A 24,599-nucleotide genomic window follows, 5' to 3' on the forward strand; every position below is an offset into this window, starting at 1 on the left:
TCTGTTAAAAATTATAGAAAGGTGTGTGTGGTAAATGAGGAACGTAACCGTTCCAGTAGATATGTCATCTGAACAAAAAGAAATATTAGGTGTGCTGTCCAAACGGCAATTAATCTATATTGCGGTTGTGGGTGCTATTGTTTACTCTTATGTACCTTTTGTCTTTTCATTATTCTCCAACATGATTGTGTCATTAATACTTTCAGCAATTAGTGTTGTTCCCGCAGCAATCATTGTACTGGTTTTCGGTTTTTCTAAGAAACGAAAATACAATATGAACTACGATTACTATTTTTATATTAAATTCCAACGATTCACTCAATACGGTAAATGGCGTAGAGGAAGAGAGGATGAGGTGAACATGAAATGAGAGATGTTCTAATACTGGGAGTCCTCGCAATAGGCTTATATGTTTTTGCACGCATGATGTTAAAAGAGCCTATACTCCCGTGGAAAGAAAAGAAATCAACTGGCTCGAACAACGTTTCCTTTAAGAAATTCAAAAAGAAACAAAACAATATAGATAATTTGGAAATTGATGTTGTGAAAAACTTTTTTCATGATGTTGAAACGATAACTCACCATATGCTGCGTCTTCATAATAATCGTTTTGTCTTGATGGCCGAAGTCACACCCGTAAACTATTTCCTCTTATCTCAGGATGAACAAGAAGCAATAGACATCGAATTTGAGAAATGGTTAGCCCAAATTAACTACGATGTCATACCGTATTTAACCAATCGATTTATCGACTTGTCAGAAGCTATTGAAAACATGAAGAAAGAAATGTATTCACAAGATGACTTATCTAGTAATGCACTCGAATATGGCAAGTCCTTCATTTCAGATTTAGAGTATTGGCAACAATCGAATCCTCGTTTTGAAACAAAGCGTTTTATTCTTATCCCTTATCAAGTTTCATTAGAGGGTATCGAAGCAGATGATAAGGAGGAACTAGAAGAAAGGATTTTGGATAAAGCCTTCTCTGAATTATACAGAAGATTTAATACGGCTAGATCCGCTTTATCAAAAGGGAAAATGTATGTGGAATTACTGACAAATGAGGGGATTGTAGAAACTTTCTACTATGCCCTGAATCGGAGAAAAGCGGTAAAAAATAAATTTAAGGATATTGCATTAAGAGAACAGCTCTCTCTTTTTGTGACCGCTGACCAAGACCCAACAAGAATTGAAGCGATAAAGGAGGCGATAGATCTTGAATTTACTCAAAGCGAAAAAGAAAACGACGTCGAAAGTAGCGAAGAAACCACAGAAAAGGCAAGCTAAGAAATCTAATACTACATCACAAGAAACACCTACACAAGTAGAGATGACGGGAAACTTTTGGGACATTATATCTCCAGATGGAATCAGTATTACCAATGATGATTTCGGAAAAATAAAACAGTCACTAGGTACTGAAACGTACTTCCGACCATTTTATCTTTCAAGAGATGGGTATCCAAGAAAAATGCGAACCAATTGGCTCTATTCTTTAACGAGCTCAGGGGAAATTGATGTGATGCTTCATTTATCTAAAATCCCTAAAAATGAAGCCATACGTATGTTGCAAAAACAAATTACAATGTTGAAGTCAAACTTAACCTTCCAAGTGAAGAGGGGAAACATCGATCAAATTCAAGATTTACAAAATAAAATAGCCGATTCAGAAGTTCTTATGGGGGAACTGCAGTTTTCGGAGAATGACCTATACCATGTTGGGACACTAGGTACTTTATATGGACAATCTGAAAAAGAAATCAATCGATATGCAGAAGCTATTGAAGATGAGATGTCAGGAATGTTTTTTAAAGTTGTTAGTACATGGGGGAGAGTTAAGAAAGGCTTCAGAAGTGTTCTTCCTTTAGGACTAAACGAAATACCTGATTCCTATCGAAATATTGACCGCCGTGCTTTAAGCACCTTTGCCCCATTTATAAGTGGATCTAAGCCTTTTCACGGTGGTATTCCAATAGGAATAAATAAAATCACAGGACAAAAAGAATTCATCCAGGCATTCGAAACAGATGAACATAAACCTAAAAATATGAATATGACAATCTTGGGAGTTACAGGTTCTGGGAAATCGGTAGCTATGAAGCTACTAATTGCAAGAGAAATGACGGGTAATAACGTTTATTCAAGAATCATAGATGTTGAGAATGAATTTTCGAGAGTAACGAAACGGTTAGGTGGAATCAATCTAAATATTTCAGAGGAATCCGATATCCGAATCAACCCGCTAGCCATCAATTTTACAGATGTTGCTATTGACGACGAAGATGAAGATGAACTGCAGTGGTTAGAAGAAAGCGATGATAAAGAAATCATTGAAAAAGATGGAAAAAAATATTACCGATTTGTTCCTTTACGAGAAAAGCGAAATGATGCCTTAAACTTCTTTGATATTCTCATGAGAGGAAAAAATCAAGAAGAGGAAGGGTTAAATGTATTTGAACGCAACTTTTTAGAAGAAGCGTTAAAGTATGTCTATGAAGAAGATAAAAAGATCACCGTACATCCTTCATCTTTATTTGAGAGTATTCCAAAAGAGATCGATGGAAAAATCATTCAAAGTCAAGTGAAAAAACCAGAACCTACTATTTCTGACGTATATAAATATCTTATTGACCGTTATAGCAATGAGTATAAGTGCGAGAGATTAATAGCTGCCATAAGACCTTTCTTACACGATGGAAGTAAGCCTATCTTTGATGGTCAGACCTATCTTGGTAAAGGTGTCACTCAATCATTAAATCAATCTAGGATAGTTAATTTTAATATAAGTGGAATGGAAGAGGGCTTCTTACGTCCGCTGGCCTATCACGTAATTCTAAACTATCTATTTGAGGACTTTGTTAAGGATCCAAGTATGGGTACTAAGCGAAAGATAGTGTATTGTGATGAGGCTTGGACACTAGTAGACAATGATCAAACGGTTTCATTTTTGGAGAAGATGGCTCGTCGCAGTCGTAAAAGACAAGCTGGCTTACGAATTGCTTCTCAGGACTTTGTTCGATTAATCGAGAACCCGAAATCTAGGGGGATTATACAAAACTGTTATTCCTTCATGTTCTTTCAGCAAAACTCTATTGATAGACAGTTGATAAAAGACAATTTTCCTTTATCTGATGGAGAACTTCAAATTTTATTTTCTAGCAACCTTGATAAAGGAGAAGGAATTTTACGTGAAGGTGGTTCATCTGTTTGGTTTAGAACAGACCCTAGTGAAGATGAGATGGTGTTTATTGAAAGTAATACAGCAGTTTTAGAAGAGATGTTGAAAAAACGGAAAATGATGGCACGCAGATAGAATAGGTGGTGAATTAATGGGATTAGGCGATAAGTTATTAGAGTTACTTGCCAATATATTCATCTGGATGTGGCGTTCGTTTATAGCGCCATTCGTTAATATCCCTTCCATTCAAAAGTATGTGTTTGGATACGATGGTCAAGAAAATGAATTAGCTCTATCCACATTTAAACCTTCTGAATTAGTTGAGGTTTATGTCCCAGTCTTTAATATCTTTATGGTACTTGCAGGATTTATGATAATTCTTTCTCTAGTTAATGCTGGTATGAGAATAAGTGGTACAGTAATAAATCCCGCTAGTAGAATCTCTTTAGTTGAGTACATGAAAGATTTAGTTCTTATTGCGTTATTGCTTGCAAATCTCGGGACTTTCTATGCAATCTTGTTTGAAATCAATTCGTCTATTATCGGATTGTTTAAAGACGCATATAATCAACAAATTGATTTGTTTATGATGGATCCACTTGATAACAAAAGTGAACTCTTAGGAAAAATTGCATTAGGACTCGTATTATTAGGATTAACAATATGGGCATCTTTTTATTACACAATGCGAAAAGTTACCTTATTAATCTTAATGGGAATGGGACCGCTATTTCTTGCATTCTTCCTATTTCCACAAACTAAAGGAATAACAGGAGCTTGGCTACGTGAATTGACTGGAACCATCTTTGTTCAATCGGTTCATGCAGCGTTATTTTTTATCATTGCTACCATGAGTACATCCTCAGAGGCTGGAATCATTGAATCTCTTCTATTATTCATCATATTCATACCAATTGGAGAAGCAGTTAAAGGTTTGTTGGGGTTAGGTACACCTATGACAAATGGTATGCAGAAGGCTGGAGCAGCATTTGGCTTATCTGCCCTTGCGGGAATGTACGGTGCAGCAAAAGGTGCTTGGGGAGACAAGCCTCTAATGCAAGCATTGAAAGACTCATATAATGGAGCAAAAGACAAAATAAAAGATAGACAGAATAGAAACAATGAAGGTGAAACTTCTAATTCCTCTATTGCATCCAACACTGGAACAGATAAAGGTTCGACTTCTTTAGCTGAAAAAATGTTAAAGGCCGGACAAATTTCTTCGAAAGCAGGGAAAGCTGTATTTGGTATGGCGGGTTCGCTTGTTGGTTCTCCAATGGGACCAGCGGGGGCAATTGCTTTAGCAACAGTTGGAGCAGAAATTGGAGACAAAGCGGGGGGATTTACAGGGCGTACGTTAGCTGCAACTACTCATGGAGTAGGTAATCGATTAAAAAAAGGTTTAGAAGAAGGAAAAAAGGGATTTAATGACGTTCACAAGGGTAATGAAGATAGATTAATTGATGAAATGGCGAAAGCTGAAACCAATATGTGGGCCAATCAAAATAGAGAGCAATTTGAAAAAGACTTTATGGAACGGTTTCCCGATGCTCATAAATCGGATCTTTCAAAAGCGTGGAATCAAGAGCTTTCCAATAAAAAACCAGAATTTAAAAAGAAAGCAGAGCAACAATTAGGGAAATTAAAAGAGCTTGGAAATGAACACGCAAGAGGAACAGACCTTTCTAATATGTATGGAAAAGAGATGGGATTAGACTGGGAAGCAAACGGTGATAACCGAGATACATTTAATCGTAATTGGAGACAAAACAACCCACCTAGTAAGCCTATCGAACAAATGTCTGAAAAGGAGAAAGGGGAATATTTTAAAAAGCAAGATGATGCTTGGAAATCTCATGTGGATTCAGCCAAAGGACAAATTCAAGGTATTGCTGACTCCGTGACAGATCGCTTAACAGGTGGAGATACGGGTAAACTCATCAACAAAAAAGAATATGCAAAAATTATGGCTGAAGAAGTCTTAGAATTTGAAAAGAAGATGGGACAGAGTTTAGGTGCTCCTTTAAGCAGTGATTTACAGGACAAAAGATTACAAGAGCTTAAAAATGATACGAATTACTATGCAAATGAAACGAGTGGACCTTCTGTTATCGGTAATGGAAAAGCAAACCGTGACTTCATGGTATCTGGTTTAGCAAAGGCGAAAACTGATCAAGACCGTGAAACTTTTATGAACGAAGCAAAGAATAATGGTACACCTAAAGAAGAAGCACAAGCTCAATGGCAATCACAACAAAATAATGTGTACCAAAAAAATAGGGAAATGTTTGATAGTAACTTATCATCGAGAATTCCTCTATCACGTCTAAGTAATATTTCGAATGGAACCTTAAAAGATATTGCAGCAGCTGGAAGTTTTGCTACTAACTTTGCATTAGGAACAACTGGATTATCTGCTTTAGCAAACTCCGATCTTGTTCAGAGAACAGGACAGGCTATTACGATAGGAACAGCTGGCTTTTTAGATGGTGCTAGTACAGGGTTTAATTCAAATGGAAATCTTATAACTAAAGGTGTGGAAACTGTGACAGGTGCCTTTAGTGGTGGCGGAGCTGGTTTAGGAACTGGTTGGTCGTTATATTCTTCGGAAAATGCAAACCCAGTTGCTAGTCAGGCTTCATTTAGAGATAGTGTTGCCTATGTTGGTGGGGTACTCGGAGGCGTTAGAGGTTACGAAATTGGTTCAAATCTAGGAACGAAAATAAACCCTCATAACTCGAAAGTAGAACAACAACTTTATCAACCATCCGAACTACAACATCTAGCTCACACGTATATTGATCCAAGTGGAAGTGAAGTACTTTCCCCAGGAGCGATTAGAATGGTGACAACATCCGATGGTACACATATTGAAGTTCGTTCAAAGTCGGGACAATCCCATCAAGTATCAAGAATAGGCAGTGGGCATAGTGGATTGAAGAGTGGTCAAACCGTTTATCAAGATTTAATGTTTGGTGAGGATGGACAACTTCAGATGAATTCAACTCCTTACCAATTAGATAGTTCGGGTGGAAGGTACACATTTAGTGAAAGTATCAATGTAAACCCAAACAAGCTATTGGCAAAGCCTAGTGGAGTCCAAACACAGAATCACTCTAACTTCCAACCTTTTAACCAAGCGATTGATTCGGGTCATTTCACATCTTCTGATATTAGAAAACAAATGAGAAATGTTGAGTTAATTACGGAAAGCGATAAGAGTTATGTGGTAGGAACATCCCTTTCAGACGGGAAACAATATCGTGTATCAGTTGTAGGACCAGGAGATCCACGACTCCAGCAAGGGCAAGTTGTCAAACAGAAAGTTATATACCGAAATAATCGAATGGTACTAGATAAGATCTCTCATAGTGTAAATGGAAATGATGTACACACGTCTTATTTCTCTTCACTAAATGTAGATGATTTAGTGCCAACTAAAGTAAACCCACGACTTGAAAAACGTAAAGTATATGAGCAAAAAAGAAGACCAACTGGAATTGTGTAGGTAAAGAAGGTGAGTTTAAGTGGCACAACCTGAACATGACGATAATCGTTCGGCCGTTAAAAGTTTTGCTGAGCAACAAGCTAAAAAGGCGGGAAAGAAAGCACTAAAAAAACTCGCTAAAAAAGGTGCACAAGCTGCGGCTAAACTAGCTCTAAAAGTCGGAGCGGGCGTACTGAAAGCTTTACTAGGGATTCTAGCTGGTCTTGGACTTCCTGCTGTACTTGTTATAGCAGGATCTATCTTACTTGTTCTAATAATCATGATCATTTCATCATTTATGTTTAGTAGTGGAGAAGGCTTGGATACAGAATCCAAAGCTTTATATGAATACATGGTTCAGCAATCCAACAATACAGTAGACATGAATAGACCAGAACAACGAAAATATCGTGTACCTGTTGAGTTACTAGCTGCAGCTATTCAAGTAGATGTATATACAAAGGAATATGAAAATGAAGAAAAAAAATTAATACGTTTAATGGCAACTACATTAAAACCGACCTTCGAGTATGAAGAATATGAGGAATGGACTGAAACCAAATCTAAGGTATGTACAGACGGAGTTTGTACCCCTGTGAGTGAACCGATAAAGGAAGATCAGTATGTAGAAAAGATAACTTTCGTGAATGCTTGGAACCTCAATGCTACTTATGATTACAAGGAGGTCATTTCTGATTGGAAAGAAGTTGTCATTACACGTTATGAGACAGATACTGTCACCGAGAAGAAACAAGTAACAGGATTAGATGATAAAGGTAACAAAACAACAATAGAAATAGACATAGAAACAGAGATAGAGAGAAAAATAGAGACATACACATACACGCGCACAAAAAGATATGAAATAGAAGCAAGTACGGAAAAAGAGGATTACTCTTTATTTGATCAAATGCTGAATTCTATTGGTTACGGTTATAAAGATAAACAATTAATAGAAAGTCTATATGATCTAAATGGAGGACCTATCAACTATACAAACTGGTTAAATTCAATGGGGTTAGGAGATAGTTTTATAGACTTCAATGGGACAATTATTCCTGGGGGAAATGTACCCGCTCAGTATATGCCATATTATTTAGATGCTGCAAAAACATATAACGTAGATTGGTATGTATTGGCTTCACTACATTTTGTAGAGACGGGATTTTCTACTCATCCTTCAATGATTTCATCCGTAGGAGCCGTTGGCCACTTTCAATTCATGAAAAAAACATGGGTTGGTTGGAACATTGGAGGGGGGACTAGATTAGGAGATTTAGATATACCTGACCATATCCTAATGGACCCGTCAATGATTGCTAGATATGGCGGATACGGTACGGATGCGAATAATGATGGGAAGGCAGATCCTTGGGATATAGCAGATAGCGTTCATACTGCTGCAAAAATGCTTTCAGCAAATGGATATGCAACGGATAAACGAAAAGCTATTTGGCATTATAATCGTGCAGAATGGTATGTAGATAAGGTATTGAAGTATGCAGAGCAATTCCACATGGCTGCAACCTATATGCCAGGAGGAGATGTCCCCCCAATGACTGCCGGAGCATTCATGCGCCCAACAACAGGTGAAATTACTTCTCTATACGGCAAACGTGGTGGAGGACACCACAATGGGGTAGATATTGGAAAGGGTGGACGTACACAGGATGTTCCAATTGTGTCCGTGGCAGATGGCAAGGTTAGTAGATCGTACTATTCTGATACTTATGGGAATGTGGTTTACATTCGACATGAGATTGAAGGAGTACCTTACGAAACAGTCTATGCCCATATGACAGGTCGTGCGGTTTCTGTCGGTCAAGAAGTGCAGAAAGGTCAATTTTTAGGGAATATGGGTAATACAGGTCGTTCATTCGGAGCACATCTTCACTTTGAAATTCATAGCCCAGAATGGAATTCTTCCAAAACCTATAAATTAAATCCTGAGTTCTATATCCCTTTCTAAACAACAAAAAAGTGGTGATGAGATGAATCGTACTCAGAAGGGATTAATTGTTCTAGTCGTTGTATTAATAAGTAGTATAGCTTGTATATTTTTCTTCATGACAAAGCCTGTAATTAGCGAAGAATCGTTGGAGTTTGAACGTGCTAAAGAAAATGTCTTGGAACTATATGAAAAAGCGAAGGCTCAAGAAAATGCACATAAATGGGTGCATTCAGATAGAGTAGAAGGAGGATATGAAGAAAGTCTAGATGAAGAAATCATTGAGTTTTACAATCAGAAAAAGAATGTAATTGAATTTATGATTGGAGCTATTCTGCTTGATGATGTAGACGCCTTTGTAGAGTCTTTTGATATGCAAACTCTTTCGGAAGATCTATATTCCGTAGATGAGGTAGATAAGTATGAAGTGGCAAAGGAGTTTATGGATGCCATCTCAAGAGAAGGTCGATTAGAAGGGGTTACCCTTATTCAAGAAAAAACAGTATTTGGAATAGAAAAAGAAGAACTAAGAGCTGTCCTATTTTATGAAGATGGAGTAGAGGTGGAAGTTCTTATGGTATTAAAGAAGGTACACACGTTTCACCATCAGCATGACGACGTTTATGTAATTACCACATCACCATTAGAAATAATTGGGGAGATTAGGAACAATTCTAAATCATAGGGGTAATTCATTCAATAAAGAAAGCTGTATTTTATTTTTTGAAAGGTGATTGAATGGAGAAGAAAATATTAAAAGCCAAAATAGGTGTTATTTACTACGTTATGTGTACCTTTGCTTTTATAAGCCTTGCCTATGCTTGGTACTTACTGAATGTTGAAGGTAATGGTCAGATAGGTTACGTCCTTCTGATACCGATGATTTCTATCATTTATTTTTTTACACCATTTAACAGGAAAAAGAAAGACATTCATCTTTCCGAAAGTTATATTGTAGTTGGTAAAATAAAAATACTCTACCAAGACATAACAGAGTTATGGCATAAATATTATGGTGGGTCAGGTGGAACGACCACTCTTTACGTTATACATTATAAGCATAAAGACAAAATTCGTAAGGCTGAAATTAATTTAGATTATTATACGATGGATGAAAATGATACTATGGAAAAAACTTTAGTTTCCAAGACTAAGAAAAAATTCAAATCAAATATGAAAATCAAAAATTAAAACAGCACTTGCTATTGTTTACTTTACTAAATATTACGACAGACTATAAATACGTTTCCCTATCAATATTTCATTCTAATTAAAATAATTTATCTTGGTTCATAGTAAGAAAGGTCCGTAAATTTAAGAATTTACGGACCTTTCGTTTTATATTTTGTTTCCATATGGGTTATTCTTACAAAATTAGGGCATAGCTCTTTCCGTAAAGCTACCTCCGTATTAATTCATGTTGTTTTCATATGAATCGTTAAGACTATCTAACAATTTAATGCCCCATCTGGGAGGAAGTTGGACCTTTTTTCCGCTAAGTTCTTCAAAAGTCAATATTAGTTCTTTCATTTTACCGTTTTCTACCCAATCATTAGGTATTGCAATCCTTGAACGGTCTAAAGTTTGATGTTTTTCTCCTTCAGGTCCTATTTTCATTTCTAATGCAAAGCGTTCCTCACCATTTTTATTATGGAGTAGTTTGGGTTTTATAGAGTATGGTGGGTATTTTTGTTTTACAAACTCTATATACCTATGAAGACGGTACCAATCGGTGCTTTTGGAATTGACTCCTGGACTACCTATAAAGCAGTTTGCGTAACTGAATTCTAAGGTGTGAACAGAACTCCATTTAACAAAAGGTAGTACGTCTGGATTGTTGTCGTTAAACTCATTCACATAGAAACCTTCATCCGTAAGGGTAATGAAGTCTATTTTATTCCCCTGTACAGTAGCATTAAGATAGCTTTTTTTTAATTCTTCTTTATGATCGCCATAAAAATAACGATATGCAATGTAGAAAGTTAAACCAACCAATGATAAGAAGGACAAAAGGTTATCATTGAACAAAAAGATGATAAACAATGGTATAAATCCAAAATAAATTAAAGAAAGTAAGCTTTTCCACTTTTTAGAGTCGTAAGGTATCAATCTGCTATAAATACCACCATCTATGTGATATAAGGCAGAATAATACCTCGCCCACCACCATTCTTCTATAGAGCATGAAAATTTTTTCTCATCATTAATTTCCATATATTTTCATCCTTTTCAATTCTTGAATTAGTGTTTAACTTTTAGTTTTTTTACTCCAAAGCTGAGCTAGCTCCATAAGGCAAATTGGCCTATTCTATTAATTATGCCTTATTAAAATCACATTGTTCATTCCTTCATTTATGCCATCATCGTATTCATTGATAAAATTACAGTTCAACAGATGTAAGCTGGTTATAGGATAAACAAGCAACCAAAATAAAGTTTTGATGTCCGAAAATATCATGAGAAACTCATCAGTAGAACTAAGAGTAAAAAAACCTTGTATAACTAGAAGTAACGGACTTATTAACCCAATTACAAATATGCTAATAATAAAAGGAGAAAATAAAATGATTATTAATCGTAGTAGTCGGTGTAGATATTTTATCTTTATATGATACATGTAGTTTCCTAATAGCATAACCATGATCATAATGGGTAGGGGAGGTGCTAAATGGTGAATGACAGGTAACTGCTCTAAGGCTTGTTGAAACATGTAATCAAAATTATGATACTCGTTATACATGATCAATCCCATAACACTCATTAATGTAAATGGCTGTTCATAAGGAATATTCTTTATGTAGTCAAAAATACTCCTTTGAGTTACCTCTTTCCTACGGAAAATATTGTTCATACGGAATTCCTTATTGGTGTTACTTTCATAATTTTCGATAAACATGAACAGTTTAATGAATGAAAATAAGAATTTTAAACTACTAACTATAAATATTGCTATCATTATGTACTTCATCATAACTTCATCTTTGTCTTGTAATGTGTACAAAAATGTACTTAGGACAATACCAACCCACCCCATACAAACATGAGTTACGTATTCATTAGTTTTCTGTTTAAGAGTTATCTCCATTTCTTGATTCTCCTTATTTTTAATGTACGTAGGTAAAAGTTTATACAAGTTGATAGTTATGGTGAGACACTACTGTACGGTCACTTTCGATATCAAGAAAAGCTACATCTTTCTTTTCTAGTTCCACAATGAAGGAGTTCTCTCTGCTAATCACTACTGTACCAATAATCTCCTTATTCATCCGAGTGAATTTAACTAGATCCCCAGCAAATGCAATATTTTTATAACTTGGTTTTGCTCGTTTAGTTTTGGCAGACATACTCTTATCCTCCTTTTCATAACAAAAAACCCCACTACAACAAGATGCAGCCCTTAAAGCTACAACTATATATAGTGGGGAATTCCCATTCACATACTATTTTATTAGTTTGATTATATACTAAATGGTAGGAAGTTGCTACTGTGACGTTAATTATTTGAGCTAGCTTTGACTAATGCTTTCGTGTTAGCGAATCCAATTTTCCGTGCATATGTTGAAGCACTCGGTAGTCGGTGTTTCTTCGCATATTCATTCCAATTCTTCGCGGAAGTAAAATGATTCCCGTGCTTTTGGGCAATATGGAGTAACTCTTCTTGGGTGTAGTCATACCTGGTTTTGAACTTCGCAACTTTCTTGAACTCATCCCAAGAAAATAATGTTCTAATTGTTCTATAAGAAGGTAATCCATTCTCACTAGCATATTTATCCCACTGTACTTGATTTTGATAGTGTTTTCCATGTTCATTCAAAAGATGGGTAACAGATTCTTTTGAATATAGTGTATTGGCAACAGACTTTGAAGGAGGAACGTTTACCAGCGTTTTTAACGTATTCCAGTTTTCAAAGCGTGAGATAAGAGTAGATGCTGAAGGTAGGGCATTATCTTTGGCATATGCATCCCACATACTGATTGTGGTAAGGGCATCCTTATGCTCTCGAACAAGTGCAAGTAAATGTTCTTTGTCATATTGACTTTCCTGTATGGTGAGGCCTAGTAGCTCCTTTAAGTAATTAAATGATTTGAAATGGTAGATCAATGCACGAGAGGAAACCAATCCATGTTCTTTAGCATAAAGGTCCCATGCTCGTACACTGGTCAAATGTTCTTTATGTGGTTGAATCTCAGTTAAGTATTTTTGTTGTTTATAACTTAAGTCTTCTGTAATGGATGGTTTATCTACTATGTGTCTCTCAAGTACTACATTCTTCATTCTTCCTTACTAACACCTTCCCATGTATTCGTTCTACCGTACCTCATAATGCTCACAACATCTGTATTACTTGCAGTCATTAATTGAATATCCTTCAACCAATTGTCATAGTGTTTAGATTGAGAATCACCTAACAACGCACTAATGTAAGCGTCTCTCTCATCAATATATTCAAATTGTACTTTATCCATATACACTGTATAATCACTTGTTGCTATATGGGAGAAAAAGTCCATAAATTCTTGTAACTCACTTACATCAAAATATTGAATAATATCTGTACTCTTTACTTTTTCAGGTCTACGATAGATATCCGGTTTATCAGATTCTAAGTGTTCTTTCCTTCTGATATGAGTAGGTTTTAGAGTATTCTCCTGCAAAATCATATCCATTTGAAAAGCGTCATAGAAGCGAACGTTGTTTACGACAGCTTCATACGAAGTATCCATTCTATCTCCGTTGCTTGGGAGTATTCCCTTCATCCGAACACCTATAATAGAATCTTGAAAATAGTAAGGAGATGGAAGTAAGACATACCATTTATGGTCACTTGTTAAACCTATTAAATAATAATTATCTCCATTAGTAGGAATACGATTGAGACGATTAAATGTGTCCTCTGCTGATATTTCCTTAAAGATTTCATTATGTTTTCCACTCTCAATAAAGGTCTTTTTTTGATAAGACGGGTTTTTAGATTTTAGATACTCTATTGTGGATCTAGGCTGAATGACTAGACCAAGTACTAATATTACTACCACTATCATCGCACCTAAAATTAATAATGGGGAAAAGAAAATAACATACAGGATTCCTAGTCCGATTTTACCACCGTACTTCGTATTACTTAATAATCCAATAATTAGTAATATAGGAAGTCCGATAACTACTCCCAAAAGAGGAAGTAGAATGCAAAGAAAAATCCAAAATAGAAATACATAGAGTGCGGTCATATATGGTTGCTCTTGAATTAATCCGATTTGTTCTGCTAAACCGATAAGACCAATCATTTCTAAAAATGGATATACGTAGTCCTTCCAACTAAAAGCAATAAGGAAGAACAATGCGAACCCTAACAATCCCGCTGCTCCTGTTTGCTTTCCTCGTCTATATGCTAATCCTATATTGATACCTTCCAGAATAGTATTAATCATGGTATTCCACTCCTTTTTTCAACAAATATTAAGTATATTTCCTACTTTGATTATACCTAAAATTTTCCTGCCTGATTGCATATTTAAAGCAATTTCCAACATTTATAAAGCCAATAAACGTTGATATAACAACGTTTTCTCGCATTTTGTAAAAACTAAGAATTTTTCTATTTGGTGCATCTCCTAAAAAAAAGCCTACTTAAAGTAGACTAATGAAATCGTATATCAATAATACTTTCAAATGGTAGGGTGCTCGGATTGTCAAGCTTATCAACTATTCGAATAACTTTAGAGACAGGATCTACCGCTTTTACAAAACCAATTTCAAAGCGAAAATCATGGTGATAAAAATAAGTGAAAATAAGCTCTCTTTGATTCTCTAACCCTTCACTTAGAGTGACATTTAGTTCTTCAAGCCTCTGTTCATCCAATACAGGTTTGCTTTTATGAACGTATAATTCTTCCTCCACTTGTCTGAGCATCTGACGGTGTTCGGGCATGAGAAAGGGGGCATACTTCATTAAATTACGATCTCGAATAGTCACTCACTATCACTTTCCTTTAAATCAAGATATTCGCGTAGTTTTTCGTTACATTGTGATTTAAGAGCATATATCCATCTGTTGATATTTCCTGAATACCCTCTGCAAAGATACGGCCAATATACATACTCTTTATCACGGTTTACTCGATCACGAACGACAATTCCTTTTTTTTTCATAGCTGTTTTAAGTTCTTTAATATCCTTCAAAATCCGATTCAAAAGCTTCTCAAAAAATGCTTCATAGATTGTCCCCATCTTAAAATCACTTGCTGAGATTTGGCGTAAATCATGATCAACTACCTTTATAAGTGTAATAAGTACAATATAGTTATCCATCATTAATGTATCTTCAATGGTAGGACCATGTTCAGTGGGTCTATTTTGTTCCATTTTTAGTCCATCCTCTGGGTTAGTATTTCGGAAACATTCCTTATTTTAACTATTAATGTATCATAACAATCAATTACGAACAAGTGTTTGGTTTTGGTGGAAGTATTCTTATCTAGAATGGTTTGTGTTTTGATTCTGTAACTTACTAATTAGAACGAATTTGATTTCTGAGGCTACTTCTTCTTAAACTGTAGTTGAATTGGAAGAGTCAAGGGATTATAAGAAGAAAAAATAATAATTCATCTTCTACTTTTTACATTTCTACGAATAATTCTATGTTTTACATAATATATTTAATGTTTATATCTTTTGATTTCTTGTATTTTGTGTTTTCACCTATCCTAAATATACATATATCAAGCTATATCGACAAAATTCATCACTATTATAGGAGTTAACTCTCACTATTTGTATACTAATCTATCACTAATTAAGGAGTATAACTATCACTATTTATATAGTAATCTCTCACTATATGTGGAGTCTTATTATCACTACTTGAGGAGTATTGAATGTAATTGAAGGTAAAGCTCACTATTTAAGGAGTGATAACAGGTTATTTTATATTATTTCATGTAACTATCACTATTTAGGGAGTATATTTTACTAACTATCACACATTAAGGATTAGATTATTCTATAACTATCACTATTTGGGGAGTATGTTCATATAAATTAGGAATAGTTAGGTGATTTAATCGTAAAATAGGTGTATTTGATGTCATTTTGACTCCTTAAAAAGTGATAGTTAAACTTTATTATTTATATTTAAACCTATATTAAGTGATACTTTTTATAAACTATCACTATTTGGGGGGTGTTTGACTCATCAAATAGTGATAGTTAGTTATAGGATAAGAAATTCCTATTATCTCGCTGTTCCTTTTTGACTCCTTAAAGAGTGATAGTTTAAATTTATTTGTATGAAATTTCATGAAATAAGTGTGTATTCCTTAAACTATCACCATTTAGGGAGTCTCTGACACTTCGAAAGGTGATAGTTATTATTTCCCTGAAATACATTTAGTTCTATGTCCTTTTGTTACTCCTTAAAGAGTGATAGTATAATTTTATGTATGTATTTCCCCTTAAAAAAGTGTGTTTTTAACCGAACTATCACCATTTGAGGAGTAGAAATATATGGATAGGGTTCTGTATAGTAAAGGTGAGGTGATAGTTATGGCGAAAAGTGAACAACTTTCTTGGGAAGAAGAATTAACTACGAGAATATCCCCTGAATATATTGTTAGCCAATCGAATCGATTAATTGAAACACCGCAAGATCTAAACTTGCAAGAACGTCGAATCATTCTAACATTAGCTTCTCTTATTCAGCCTGACGATGAGGATTTTCGCCTTCACAGAATAAAAGTAAAAGATTTAGCTGACATATTAGGTATTCAAGAGAAAAACTATTATCGAAAAGTACGTGAGATTGTTGTAGGGCTCCAACAGAAGATGCTGAGAATTGCAACTGGAGAGAAGGAGCTTCTAATAAATTGGTTATCTAGTTCAGAGTACTTTATGGGCGAGGGCGTTGTAGAATTGGAGTTCTCCACCAAGCTGCGTCCATTTTTAGTTCAATTAAAAAATGAGTATACACCTTTTAAGCTTAGGAATGTACTTCGTTTGCGAAGTGAATATTCTATGAGAATGTATGAGTTATTAAAACAATATGAGAAGATACATAAACGTGAAATCTCATATGCAAAGCTTAGATATTATTTATGTATTCCAGATGATAAATATGAACAATATGGACACTTTAAAAGTAAGGTTTTATTAAAAGCTCAAGAGGAGCTGAAAGAAAAAACCGATATTTCTTTTTCATTTGACGAACTAAAAAGAGGAAGAAAGGTAGTAGGTTTTAACTTTTACATAAATAGTAACACCCATTTCATTGAAGATGTTGCAAACAAGGAAGAGTTTAAAGATGATCCATATGGCATGTTAGTAAGATTTGGTGTTCGACCACAAAAGGCAAAAGAACTGACTGTTCTTTTTAGTCAAGAGCACATATTAGGTAATGTAAAGTATGTTGTGAAAGATAAAGGAAAAGAGAATATTGATAATATTAGTGGTTATATTATCAAGGCAATTGAAGGGAACTATGCAGAAATACCTTCTCCATCTCAGCATATCGATGTACCAACTGTGGAAGAAATAAATAAAAAGATTCATAGCTACGCATTCTTTATGGAGCAAAAAGTAAAGGAACAGCTTCTCACCAAAGAAGGCGCTAAACAGGAATTAAAAAAATATTGCTATGAGTTGTTTATTCCTATCATTGAAATCCGAAGAGAGAATGGACTAGAACCAATATCTGATTCCTCAATCGATAATCTTGTAGCAAAACAAACTTATCGTATAGCTTTAAAAAAGAATTAAAAAGGAGATGACCTTACGATTTAAAGGCATCTCCTTTTTAATTTAACCTACTGGGGGATAGATAGGTTCATCCTCTAGCGGATTTACTGTAGCTATTTCATTTTCTTCTACTAGTGGAATATCTGTCTGTGATAAATGGATCATTGAAAAAATTAACAAACTAGATAACAAAAGTATTCTCATTTTATGTTTCATCCTCCAGATAGTTTACTTTTCAAAGCATTATTACTAATCTCTAAGTATAAGATTTTATTCCGCAAATCTTGTTTTCTATCATAATATTCTACCAAGGCAGAACAATAAGTAATGATATCATCATAAAAGTGATGTTGTTCCAGTTTCTTAAAATTACGATGTTTTTCCGCAAATTTCTGAATGGGTAAACGTAAGAATTCTTCCTTATATCGATATTTAATTTCTTTTGCAGTATGCTGTTCTTTTTTGGATAGTAAGAGTACTTCAGGTATTAATGTAAGTGCTTGTTCATTTTCACCTTTTTCAATATATGTCTCAACTAATTGAGCAAGTGTGGTTAGGTGGGAAATGCCAGCTAATTTAGAAGCATCAATACTCTTTTGTAGCAGTTCTATTGCCTCCTCATGTTGATCTTGAGATTTTTTTAAAATGGATAGATTGTGTGTTATCTCTGCTATTGTCTTACTGTCACCGTTTCTTGTTGCATTATTTAATAAAAGCTCATAGAAGTATTGAGATTCCGTATTAGCACCAATACGCTGGTAGCAAATAGCTAAATTCATTTGGATATGAAGCTTTCTTGTAAAGTTATTATGAACCTGGAAATGTTCAAGTGCCTTAATCCCATAGAATATAGCTGCTCCAGGGTTCTTTACCATACTCATTACTAAGGAAAAGTGGTAATAGAAATCCCCAAAATGTTCAAAATCTTGTTCTTTATCTTTTAATTCTGTGAGTAGTACTACAGCATCTTTTAATTTTCTTTCTAATATCAAGTATACGGCATTAAAGTAAGTAAAAAGTAGTGTTTCTTGTTGGGAAAATTTATGAGCTTTTTGTGTTAACTGTTTTTTATATTCTTGCATCTTTTTTTTATCTTCTCGGAAAATATAATATCTGAAAAAAATAAGTTCTAAATAGTTTTTAAGTCCATAAAGAGATATATCTTCTTGTTTTTCCTGCAAATCTTTTAGTGAGTTCATAACAGTTTCAAGGTCTTGGTAGATTATGTTTTTATAGAATTGTTGAATGATAATCAAATATTGATTTCTTTCTTCTAACACCTTGTTGTAATTTAGGTTTAAACGTAACAAGAGCAAATCGATAGTCTTATGATTTACTTCTTTGCTGCCATTCTCTATTTTAGATAAATGGGAAACGGAACAAATGCCATGAGCTAAAGCATCTTGAGTCAACTCTAATTTTTTTCGGTAGCCTCTGATAATAAAACCTATGTTCATAGTTACCTCCAAAGTCTTACATTTTATTCAAATGTATCAAATTTTCCCAATATTTTATACATACAATAAATGTAATTTTAATATTTTGTTTGGATTTCTAATAGAAATACATTAAAACCAAATCAAAATTTCCCAATACAGAAAATTGAAAAAGGTTGTTATGATGAATTTATGGAAAGCGCTTTCCTTATAAATTATTACTAAATTTAATTGATAAGGAGATTTACCTTTAATGATGAGAAGAACATTGTTGTTTGTTTTTGTAATTATGATGGTCCTTCCACAAGTTGCTCATGGAAAGACTTTATCATATTGGTATTCAAATTTAGATAAGATTGGAAATGACAGTAATAGATATATTTGGTCAAATGTTATAGACGGCTTCACGGTAAGTGATTTTACCTCATATCAAGACTATGCGAGAGACCAGTGGAGCAGTGATGCTGGAATATCCACATATGGTGCGGATGAAAAGGCTTCTTCCTCAATACACTGGTATGGGGGAAATCAATCAACCTTACGAGAAATGGAACCATCACTGGAAGTTTATCGAGCTGTATGTGTACCCGAATATCTTTACCTTATAGGGAATCATACATATAATGGAACAACTAAAGAAAATTGGAGAATGAAATCTAAGATTTATACACCAAAATTACCATGGTATTATGGATTTTCTAATTATAATCTAATGTTTACTCATGAATTAGGACATGGATTAGGATGGCTGGGTCATAGTAGTAACTCTGGTGATTTGATGAATGCAGATGCATCGAATGACACTTTATCTACAAGGGATATCAATCATTTACAACAAAATTATTAAAAATAAGGAGTAAGATATGTATAAAATTTCTCTAATATTGGCGATACTCACAATGGTCTTTTCAAGCGGGTGTTCCTTAAGTACTTCAAATAGTTTAGAGTTAAATGAAGTTCACATGAACAAACTTGTACATGGGTTAACTGAAGATGAAATGTCTTTGGAGAATGCAATCGAAAAATATTCTGATCATGTTGTTTTGGGAACAATAAATGCGTTTGAGAAATTAAATAATTCAAGAGATATTTACAAAGTTACCATTACTGATTCAGTTCTTGGTGGTACACCAGAGGAAATATTAGTGTACACAACTGAAAAAGATATTCTTGAAATGGATAAAGAGTACCTATTATTTATAAAAGATTTCAGTTCTAATGTGTATGACAAAGATTTTTTTGTATTAAATGAAGAGTTTGTAATTAAGGTTGAAGAAGATGGTACTTTATCGAGATTAGAAGATGTTTTCAAAAAGACCTATGTACCCCCTTTTGTTGAAGAGAAGTTCAATAACTATGGTGAGTTGAAAAAGCATATACAATCAAATTATAAAAAAGAGAAAACTAATAAAAAACAATCAGTAGACAAGCTTAGTGATCATGAATTAGTAGATAAAGCTGACCATATTCTTAGCATCACTGTTTCCGAAGTAACTCCAGAACAAAATGGTTTAGCAATTGTTGGTTATAAGATCAATAAGGCATATAAGAATGGAAACTTAGAAAATGTACATTCTTTACTTTTACCAAACACTCTTGAAGTAGGAAAGGAATATCTTATTTTCCTAAATAATAGGGAAGAAGATCCTGGAGCTGTAACTATAACATCTAGAGAAGGTAGTATCATCGAAAAGGATACTAATGAATATAAGAAGATAATAAAATTGCTAAACTAAACTACCCTTACAGCTATAATTACTGGATTCTATCTCCCAATTATGGTTTGCAGTAATGAGCCAAGAACAATCTAACGTATTTTGGAAGGTCCACAAATTTAACTAATTAATAGTATTAAAATTCATAGATTTCCTAAACACTCTGTTACTCATTGGAAAAAAATGATATAATTTAACAATGAAATAAATAGAGAACGATTGGGAATACCCCACCGTTATAAAGCAAGCTATTTTAGCGTAAATTTGCTTTTTTAATGGTGGGGGTTTTTTTCGTTGTTGTGAAAGGATATGTGAAATGCCAATCAAAACAAAATTAACCATTCTCTTTTCAACTATTGTCGTAACTGTATTGGTCGTTAATAATGCTATGAATTATTTCAAAACAAAGGATCTGTTAATACAGACGGAAGAACATAAGCTAAAATTAATATCTGACTACCTTGCATGGCAAATAGAAAAAGCAGAAAAGGGTACGGCTTATGTAGAAGATTTAATTGGTGCTAATTTACGATCTTCGTCCATTGCCATTGAATACGCACTTCCTAACCAGGCACAACATGTTACGAATACACAATTAAAGGAATTGTCAAAAGAGCTTGGAATCGATCATATTACTCTATACCAAGAAAATAAGAGTAAATCTGATATTATCGGAGTCAAATCTAGTAATCCGAATGAAATGAATATCAGTACAAAGGAATGGGGATATACCCACGTAGCACTACAAGAGTTACTGTCCAACCATAGGGTATCTATGAAGGATAAAGGTCAAACGTTACCCCATTATTGGTCAGGTCCAACAGAAATCTCCTCTTCGGATCCTAACCATGTTGATAAATGGGGATATTACTTCACAGGCAAGACGGATTATGTGATTAATCCCTATTTACGTGATGAAAGTATACTTTACTATGAGAAAGAATTTGGGGCGCAGCAACTTATTCAAAATGTATCTAACTATGCTGACGAGATATTAGAAATTACCGTCATCAATCCCTCTACCTTTGGAGAAGGGGAGAAGATAAGGGAGATAAACGGTAATCAAATTGTCCGTTTAAGTGATGAGCCAATACTTGCGGGTACGTATATCTTTAGAACTGAACAAGACATCGCATTAGTGAAACAAGCGACGATTCAAAAGAGAACGTTAACATACATGAATAACATCAATAATAAGAACGTCTACAAGTATTTCTTTCCGGCCGTAATTCATGATAAACCTTATGTTATTTCTATTAGTTATGACTACGACTTTATTAGCTCAAAACTAGACAAACAAATGAGTGTGTATATATGGATAAGCCTTTTAGCGGTTGTTTTGGTTGTTACAGTCATTCGATTATTCGCTCAAAAGACATTAGCACCATTAGATAAAATCTTAAAGGGTATCCGTTATATTGCTGCGGGTCACTTTGGAAATAAAATTGATATTCGTTCCAAAGACGAACTAGGAGCACTTGCAAATGAAGTGAATACCATGAGTAAGAGTTTGAAGAGTTTTACAGCTGAAATTAACGAAAGCAAAAAGGTGATTGAGTTTCAAGCTTATCATGATCCGTTAACTTCATTACCTAACAGAAGGTACATGCAGACATACTTAAAAGATGCTATTTATGAAGCTGATTTACAAAAGACTTCTATTGCGATTCTGTTTCTTGATATCGACCGATTTAAAACGATTAATGACTCTAAGGGACATGAGTTTGGCGATAAAATCATCAAGAAAATTGGACATTTATTAAAGGAAAGTGTAGGGAGCAAAGGATTTATTTCAAGACAAGGGGGAGATGAATTTATTGTCATCTTACCTTATAAACATCTTTTTGGGGTCCATGAGATTGTTGATAAGATACTTGAAGGGTTCCGAAAACCTAAGATCATCGATGAACAAGAATATTTTGTTACAACCTCAATTGGTATCAGTATTTACAGTGAACATAGCTTAGATGTCGATACGTTAATCAAGTACGCTGACATTGCTATGTATGAGGCGAAGGATAAGGGAGGGAATCAAGCCGTTATCTATAACCATACAATGAGCGGTTCCCAGGAAGAATTTGAAATTGAAATGAGACTACGAGAATCATTAAAGCTAGGTGATATCGACGTTGCATTTCAACCGAAATATCATTTAGACGAAGATCGAATTACAGGAGTTGAAGCATTGGTCCGTTGGTATGATGAAAAGCTAGGGACGGTTTCACCAAATTCCTTTATTCCAATCGCCGAAAAGACAGGATTAGTCAATGATGTTTGGGAAATTGTGATGGCGAAATCATGTGAGAAGGTTGCTGAATGGAGAAGAAAAGGACATGACGTGAAAGTGGCTGTAAACTTTTCAGCTGTTCAATTTGCCGCACCAGAAAAACTCGTAAATCGGGTGAAAGAAATTTTAATAGAATACTCTGTACCGCCAGAACTCTTTGAAATTGAGATCACGGAATCCGTTCTAATGGCTAGCAATACAGTCAACGCATTAAGAGAGTTAAAAGAGTATGGCATAACAATTGCTGTCGATGACTTTGGCACTGGTTATTCATCACTAAGTTATCTCAAGAATTTCCCACTAAACACACTGAAAATCGACCGTTCATTCATTGAAGTCATTCGTGAAAATGGAGAAAATAGTGAGATCGCTGAAGCTATTATCATGCTTGCGAAGAGTTTGAATTTAAAAGTAGTGGCAGAAGGGGTAGAGGATGTAGCTCATGTCGATTATCTTCAAGCTAAAAAGTGTGAAGAGATACAAGGGTACTGGTTCAGTAAGCCATTACCAGCTGAAGAATTGGAGAAATTGTTAAACAATCATAAAAGCAGTCTTGCAAGATTTGCTTAGAAAGGAAACTCAGAAAGGAAAGGGGGTGATTCATGTAGATTTATAAAAAAGTTAATAAAATTAACCAGGGGAGTGTTTTTATGAAAGTCAGTCCAAACAATGAATTTAATGATTATCCAATCCCTTTGCCTGTTCTTGTTCCGCAACATCAATTATTTGATTGAGTAACAGTGAGAAGTAAAGCACTTCTTTAGGATTTCTTGCATCTATCATGTTTTGTTTATATTCCTGGAACATCGATTTCTGTTCAGGGGTTAAGTGCTTCCATAATTCACTCATCCTTACACCTCTTTTTCTTTAAATTATAAGGACAGAACAATCGAAAAATAAAGCAAAAACCTAGTCACGCCATCAAAAAGTCAAATGGTGTGACCGCTTGAAAGAGTTGACACAGTTTTTGCTTGATAAAATGCAACACTTTTTTCCAGTTAAGGACTTCCCTTTTTTATGGAAGAGTGTGTATGATGGTCTTACAATCATGCAACTACTGTTTATCCTTACAGTTACGAGGGATGTATATTTACTAATAATTATGCACATTAACGAAGTTGTGCTTGTTGCACTAACGGAGCAGGTTTGTTGAAGAAGAGTATTATAGAGAGGAAAATAAAATTTGGATAAACAAAGAACTTTCTTTTATGGGTTTATGGTTGGTTTTGTATTACTGATTTTACCTATACCTTATTTTTTCTTTTGGAAAGACGTTACGGATAATGTAGAAGTAATATTTCGATATAGTGGGTTTGTTTTGATGGTAGCTTGTGGAATACCTTTGATTATTGATGTCTTTCGGAATTTCTTAAAATAAAATTCCATAACGGTAGTGATTGTCGATAAGAGCAGTCGCTTCTGTGCTAACGGTGCAGGATTGTTAAATAAGAAGGATTAAAAAAACATTTATAGGAATATGGGAATACAGATGCTTATTTACATGCCCATGTGTTTCCTCGATATAATTGGGAACCTGAAGAACGAATTCCCTATCCTGTTTGGCAATATTCTGGTGAAAAGTGGCGTAATTCTGAATATCAATACTCCGATAAAGAACATGGGAAAATGAAAGAAAATTTAAGCAATAAGATTTATGAGTTAATGGAAAAAGCCTATTAAACAAATTTTTTGTTATTGAACTAAAGGGTGCTCTACCTACACAAAGAAATAGTTTATAGAGCCTAAATTATGCAAGTTTTTATACATTACTTGTTAGATAGGCTCTTTTTGTGTTTTTAGAAAATAACGTCGTGGGA

Annotated in this window: 22 protein-coding genes; 12 read left to right on the top strand and 10 right to left on the bottom strand. The window is 34.5% G+C overall.

The annotated features are described in order from the left end of the window. The first annotated feature begins 34 nt into the window (after positions 1-34). From ACFSCX_RS06825 to ACFSCX_RS06855, 7 genes are read left to right on the top strand one after another with little or no spacing between them, the layout of a single operon-like run. The gene (locus ACFSCX_RS06825) at positions 35-370 is read left to right on the top strand and encodes a PrgI family mobile element protein (RefSeq protein WP_377927426.1); all 336 of its coding nucleotides are present in this window, start codon (positions 35-37) and stop codon (positions 368-370) included. Beyond that, positions 367-1,287: a hypothetical protein gene (locus ACFSCX_RS06830; RefSeq protein WP_377927427.1), complete on the top strand. Its 921-nt coding sequence runs from the start codon at positions 367-369 to the stop codon at positions 1,285-1,287. Before ACFSCX_RS06825 ends, ACFSCX_RS06830 begins: the two co-directional genes overlap by 4 nt. After that, positions 1,217-3,313: a VirB4 family type IV secretion system protein gene (locus ACFSCX_RS06835; RefSeq protein ID WP_377927428.1), complete on the top strand. Its 2,097-nt coding sequence runs from the start codon at positions 1,217-1,219 to the stop codon at positions 3,311-3,313. Before ACFSCX_RS06830 ends, ACFSCX_RS06835 begins: the two co-directional genes overlap by 71 nt. Positions 3,314-3,329: 16 nt before the next feature. Continuing rightward, positions 3,330-6,686 carry a type IV secretion system protein gene (locus ACFSCX_RS06840; protein WP_377927429.1) on the top strand — a complete coding sequence of 1,119 codons (3,357 nt, stop codon included), beginning with the start codon at positions 3,330-3,332 and terminating at the stop codon, positions 6,684-6,686. 19 nt (positions 6,687-6,705) lie between these two features. Beyond that, entirely contained in the window at positions 6,706-8,634 is a 1,929-nt protein-coding gene (locus ACFSCX_RS06845; RefSeq protein WP_377927430.1) for a peptidoglycan DD-metalloendopeptidase family protein, read from the top strand. Positions 8,635-8,656: 22 nt separating this feature from the next. Continuing rightward, complete coding sequence (locus ACFSCX_RS06850) at positions 8,657-9,298, top strand: hypothetical protein (RefSeq protein ID WP_377927431.1); 642 nt, start codon at positions 8,657-8,659, stop codon at positions 9,296-9,298. A 53-nt stretch (positions 9,299-9,351) separates the two neighbouring features. Further along, the gene (locus ACFSCX_RS06855) at positions 9,352-9,804 is read left to right on the top strand and encodes a hypothetical protein (protein ID WP_377927432.1); all 453 of its coding nucleotides are present in this window, start codon (positions 9,352-9,354) and stop codon (positions 9,802-9,804) included. A gap of 219 nt (positions 9,805-10,023) precedes the next feature. Here the strand turns inward: ACFSCX_RS06855 and ACFSCX_RS06860 are convergent, their stop codons facing one another. From ACFSCX_RS06860 to ACFSCX_RS06890, 7 genes are all read right to left on the bottom strand, one after another. Further along, a complete protein-coding gene (locus ACFSCX_RS06860) occupies positions 10,024-10,827 on the bottom strand; it encodes a hypothetical protein (protein ID WP_377927433.1) in 804 nt (267 codons plus the stop codon). Between the two features lie 97 nt (positions 10,828-10,924). Beyond that, the gene (locus tag ACFSCX_RS06865; RefSeq protein WP_377927434.1) at positions 10,925-11,698 is read right to left on the bottom strand and encodes a hypothetical protein; all 774 of its coding nucleotides are present in this window, start codon (positions 11,696-11,698) and stop codon (positions 10,925-10,927) included. A gap of 40 nt (positions 11,699-11,738) precedes the next feature. Then, positions 11,739-11,957, bottom strand: a complete 219-nt coding sequence (locus ACFSCX_RS06870) for a DUF2187 family protein (RefSeq protein WP_377927435.1) — start codon at positions 11,955-11,957, stop codon at positions 11,739-11,741. Positions 11,958-12,106: 149 nt separating this feature from the next. Beyond that, a complete protein-coding gene (locus ACFSCX_RS06875; protein ID WP_377927436.1) occupies positions 12,107-12,889 on the bottom strand; it encodes a hypothetical protein in 783 nt (260 codons plus the stop codon). Continuing rightward, positions 12,886-14,043 (bottom strand): hypothetical protein, encoded by a 1,158-nt coding sequence (locus ACFSCX_RS06880; protein WP_377927437.1) that lies wholly within the window; start codon positions 14,041-14,043, stop codon positions 12,886-12,888. The genes ACFSCX_RS06875 and ACFSCX_RS06880 overlap by 4 nt, the downstream gene beginning before the upstream one ends. Before the next feature lie 209 nt (positions 14,044-14,252). Beyond that, complete coding sequence (locus ACFSCX_RS06885; RefSeq protein ID WP_377927438.1) at positions 14,253-14,588, bottom strand: YolD-like family protein; 336 nt, start codon at positions 14,586-14,588, stop codon at positions 14,253-14,255. Continuing rightward, positions 14,585-14,977, bottom strand: a complete 393-nt coding sequence (locus ACFSCX_RS06890) for a YhjD family protein (RefSeq protein WP_377927439.1) — start codon at positions 14,975-14,977, stop codon at positions 14,585-14,587. Before ACFSCX_RS06890 ends, ACFSCX_RS06885 begins: the two co-directional genes overlap by 4 nt. A gap of 1,140 nt (positions 14,978-16,117) precedes the next feature. Here ACFSCX_RS06890 and ACFSCX_RS06895 point away from each other — a divergent pair. Continuing rightward, the gene (locus ACFSCX_RS06895) at positions 16,118-17,365 is read left to right on the top strand and encodes a replication initiation protein (RefSeq protein ID WP_377927440.1); all 1,248 of its coding nucleotides are present in this window, start codon (positions 16,118-16,120) and stop codon (positions 17,363-17,365) included. Between the two features lie 42 nt (positions 17,366-17,407). Here ACFSCX_RS06895 and ACFSCX_RS06900 read toward each other — a convergent pair whose 3' ends face one another. Next, positions 17,408-17,548 (bottom strand): hypothetical protein, encoded by a 141-nt coding sequence (locus ACFSCX_RS06900; RefSeq protein WP_377927441.1) that lies wholly within the window; start codon positions 17,546-17,548, stop codon positions 17,408-17,410. A gap of 8 nt (positions 17,549-17,556) precedes the next feature. After that, positions 17,557-18,801 (bottom strand): tetratricopeptide repeat protein, encoded by a 1,245-nt coding sequence (locus ACFSCX_RS06905; RefSeq protein WP_377927442.1) that lies wholly within the window; start codon positions 18,799-18,801, stop codon positions 17,557-17,559. A gap of 232 nt (positions 18,802-19,033) precedes the next feature. Between ACFSCX_RS06905 and ACFSCX_RS06910 the strand changes: the two genes are divergently transcribed. The 3 genes from ACFSCX_RS06910 to ACFSCX_RS06920 all read left to right on the top strand — a co-directional run bounded on the left by ACFSCX_RS06910 (position 19,034) and on the right by ACFSCX_RS06920 (position 23,352). After that, on the top strand, positions 19,034-19,627 hold the full coding sequence (locus ACFSCX_RS06910; protein WP_377927443.1) for a matrixin family metalloprotease: 594 nt from the start codon (positions 19,034-19,036) through the stop codon (positions 19,625-19,627). Positions 19,628-19,643: 16 nt separating this feature from the next. Beyond that, the gene (locus tag ACFSCX_RS06915; RefSeq protein ID WP_377927444.1) at positions 19,644-20,516 is read left to right on the top strand and encodes a hypothetical protein; all 873 of its coding nucleotides are present in this window, start codon (positions 19,644-19,646) and stop codon (positions 20,514-20,516) included. Between the two features lie 295 nt (positions 20,517-20,811). After that, entirely contained in the window at positions 20,812-23,352 is a 2,541-nt protein-coding gene (locus ACFSCX_RS06920; RefSeq protein ID WP_377927445.1) for a bifunctional diguanylate cyclase/phosphodiesterase, read from the top strand. 105 nt (positions 23,353-23,457) lie between these two features. Here the strand turns inward: ACFSCX_RS06920 and ACFSCX_RS06925 are convergent, their stop codons facing one another. Next, on the bottom strand, positions 23,458-23,631 hold the full coding sequence (locus ACFSCX_RS06925) for a hypothetical protein (RefSeq protein WP_377927446.1): 174 nt from the start codon (positions 23,629-23,631) through the stop codon (positions 23,458-23,460). Between the two features lie 97 nt (positions 23,632-23,728). On the opposite strand from ACFSCX_RS06925, the gene ACFSCX_RS06930 reads away from it, so the two are divergent. Further along, positions 23,729-23,935 (top strand): hypothetical protein, encoded by a 207-nt coding sequence (locus ACFSCX_RS06930; RefSeq protein WP_377927447.1) that lies wholly within the window; start codon positions 23,729-23,731, stop codon positions 23,933-23,935. The last annotated feature ends 664 nt before the right edge of the window (positions 23,936-24,599 follow it).

This window comes from Bacillus salitolerans (genome assembly GCF_042680805.1).
GTDB lineage: Bacteria > Bacillota > Bacilli > Bacillales > SA4 > Bacillus_CJ > Bacillus_CJ salitolerans.

Bases quoted from the DNA above. Each gene is read 5' to 3' on its own strand.
- ACFSCX_RS06915 (WP_377927444.1), top strand. From the start codon at position 19,644: ATGTATAAAATTTCTCTAATATTGGCGATACTCACAATGGTCTTTTCA.
- ACFSCX_RS06825 (WP_377927426.1), top strand. From the start codon at position 35: ATGAGGAACGTAACCGTTCCAGTAGATATGTCATCTGAACAAAAAGAA.
- ACFSCX_RS06840 (WP_377927429.1), top strand. From the start codon at position 3,330: ATGGGATTAGGCGATAAGTTATTAGAGTTACTTGCCAATATATTCATC.
- ACFSCX_RS06895 (WP_377927440.1), top strand. From the start codon at position 16,118: ATGGATAGGGTTCTGTATAGTAAAGGTGAGGTGATAGTTATGGCGAAA.
- ACFSCX_RS06850 (WP_377927431.1), top strand. From the start codon at position 8,657: ATGAATCGTACTCAGAAGGGATTAATTGTTCTAGTCGTTGTATTAATA.
- ACFSCX_RS06870 (WP_377927435.1), bottom strand. From the start codon at position 11,957: ATGTCTGCCAAAACTAAACGAGCAAAACCAAGTTATAAAAATATTGCA.
- ACFSCX_RS06860 (WP_377927433.1), bottom strand. From the start codon at position 10,827: ATGGAAATTAATGATGAGAAAAAATTTTCATGCTCTATAGAAGAATGG.
- ACFSCX_RS06875 (WP_377927436.1), bottom strand. From the start codon at position 12,889: ATGAAGAATGTAGTACTTGAGAGACACATAGTAGATAAACCATCCATT.
- ACFSCX_RS06910 (WP_377927443.1), top strand. From the start codon at position 19,034: ATGATGAGAAGAACATTGTTGTTTGTTTTTGTAATTATGATGGTCCTT.
- ACFSCX_RS06830 (WP_377927427.1), top strand. From the start codon at position 367: ATGAGAGATGTTCTAATACTGGGAGTCCTCGCAATAGGCTTATATGTT.
- ACFSCX_RS06905 (WP_377927442.1), bottom strand. From the start codon at position 18,801: ATGAACATAGGTTTTATTATCAGAGGCTACCGAAAAAAATTAGAGTTG.
- ACFSCX_RS06900 (WP_377927441.1), bottom strand. From the start codon at position 17,548: ATGAGAATACTTTTGTTATCTAGTTTGTTAATTTTTTCAATGATCCAT.
- ACFSCX_RS06890 (WP_377927439.1), bottom strand. From the start codon at position 14,977: ATGGAACAAAATAGACCCACTGAACATGGTCCTACCATTGAAGATACA.
- ACFSCX_RS06925 (WP_377927446.1), bottom strand. From the start codon at position 23,631: ATGAGTGAATTATGGAAGCACTTAACCCCTGAACAGAAATCGATGTTC.
- ACFSCX_RS06880 (WP_377927437.1), bottom strand. From the start codon at position 14,043: ATGATTAATACTATTCTGGAAGGTATCAATATAGGATTAGCATATAGA.
- ACFSCX_RS06865 (WP_377927434.1), bottom strand. From the start codon at position 11,698: ATGGAGATAACTCTTAAACAGAAAACTAATGAATACGTAACTCATGTT.
- ACFSCX_RS06920 (WP_377927445.1), top strand. From the start codon at position 20,812: ATGCCAATCAAAACAAAATTAACCATTCTCTTTTCAACTATTGTCGTA.
- ACFSCX_RS06855 (WP_377927432.1), top strand. From the start codon at position 9,352: ATGGAGAAGAAAATATTAAAAGCCAAAATAGGTGTTATTTACTACGTT.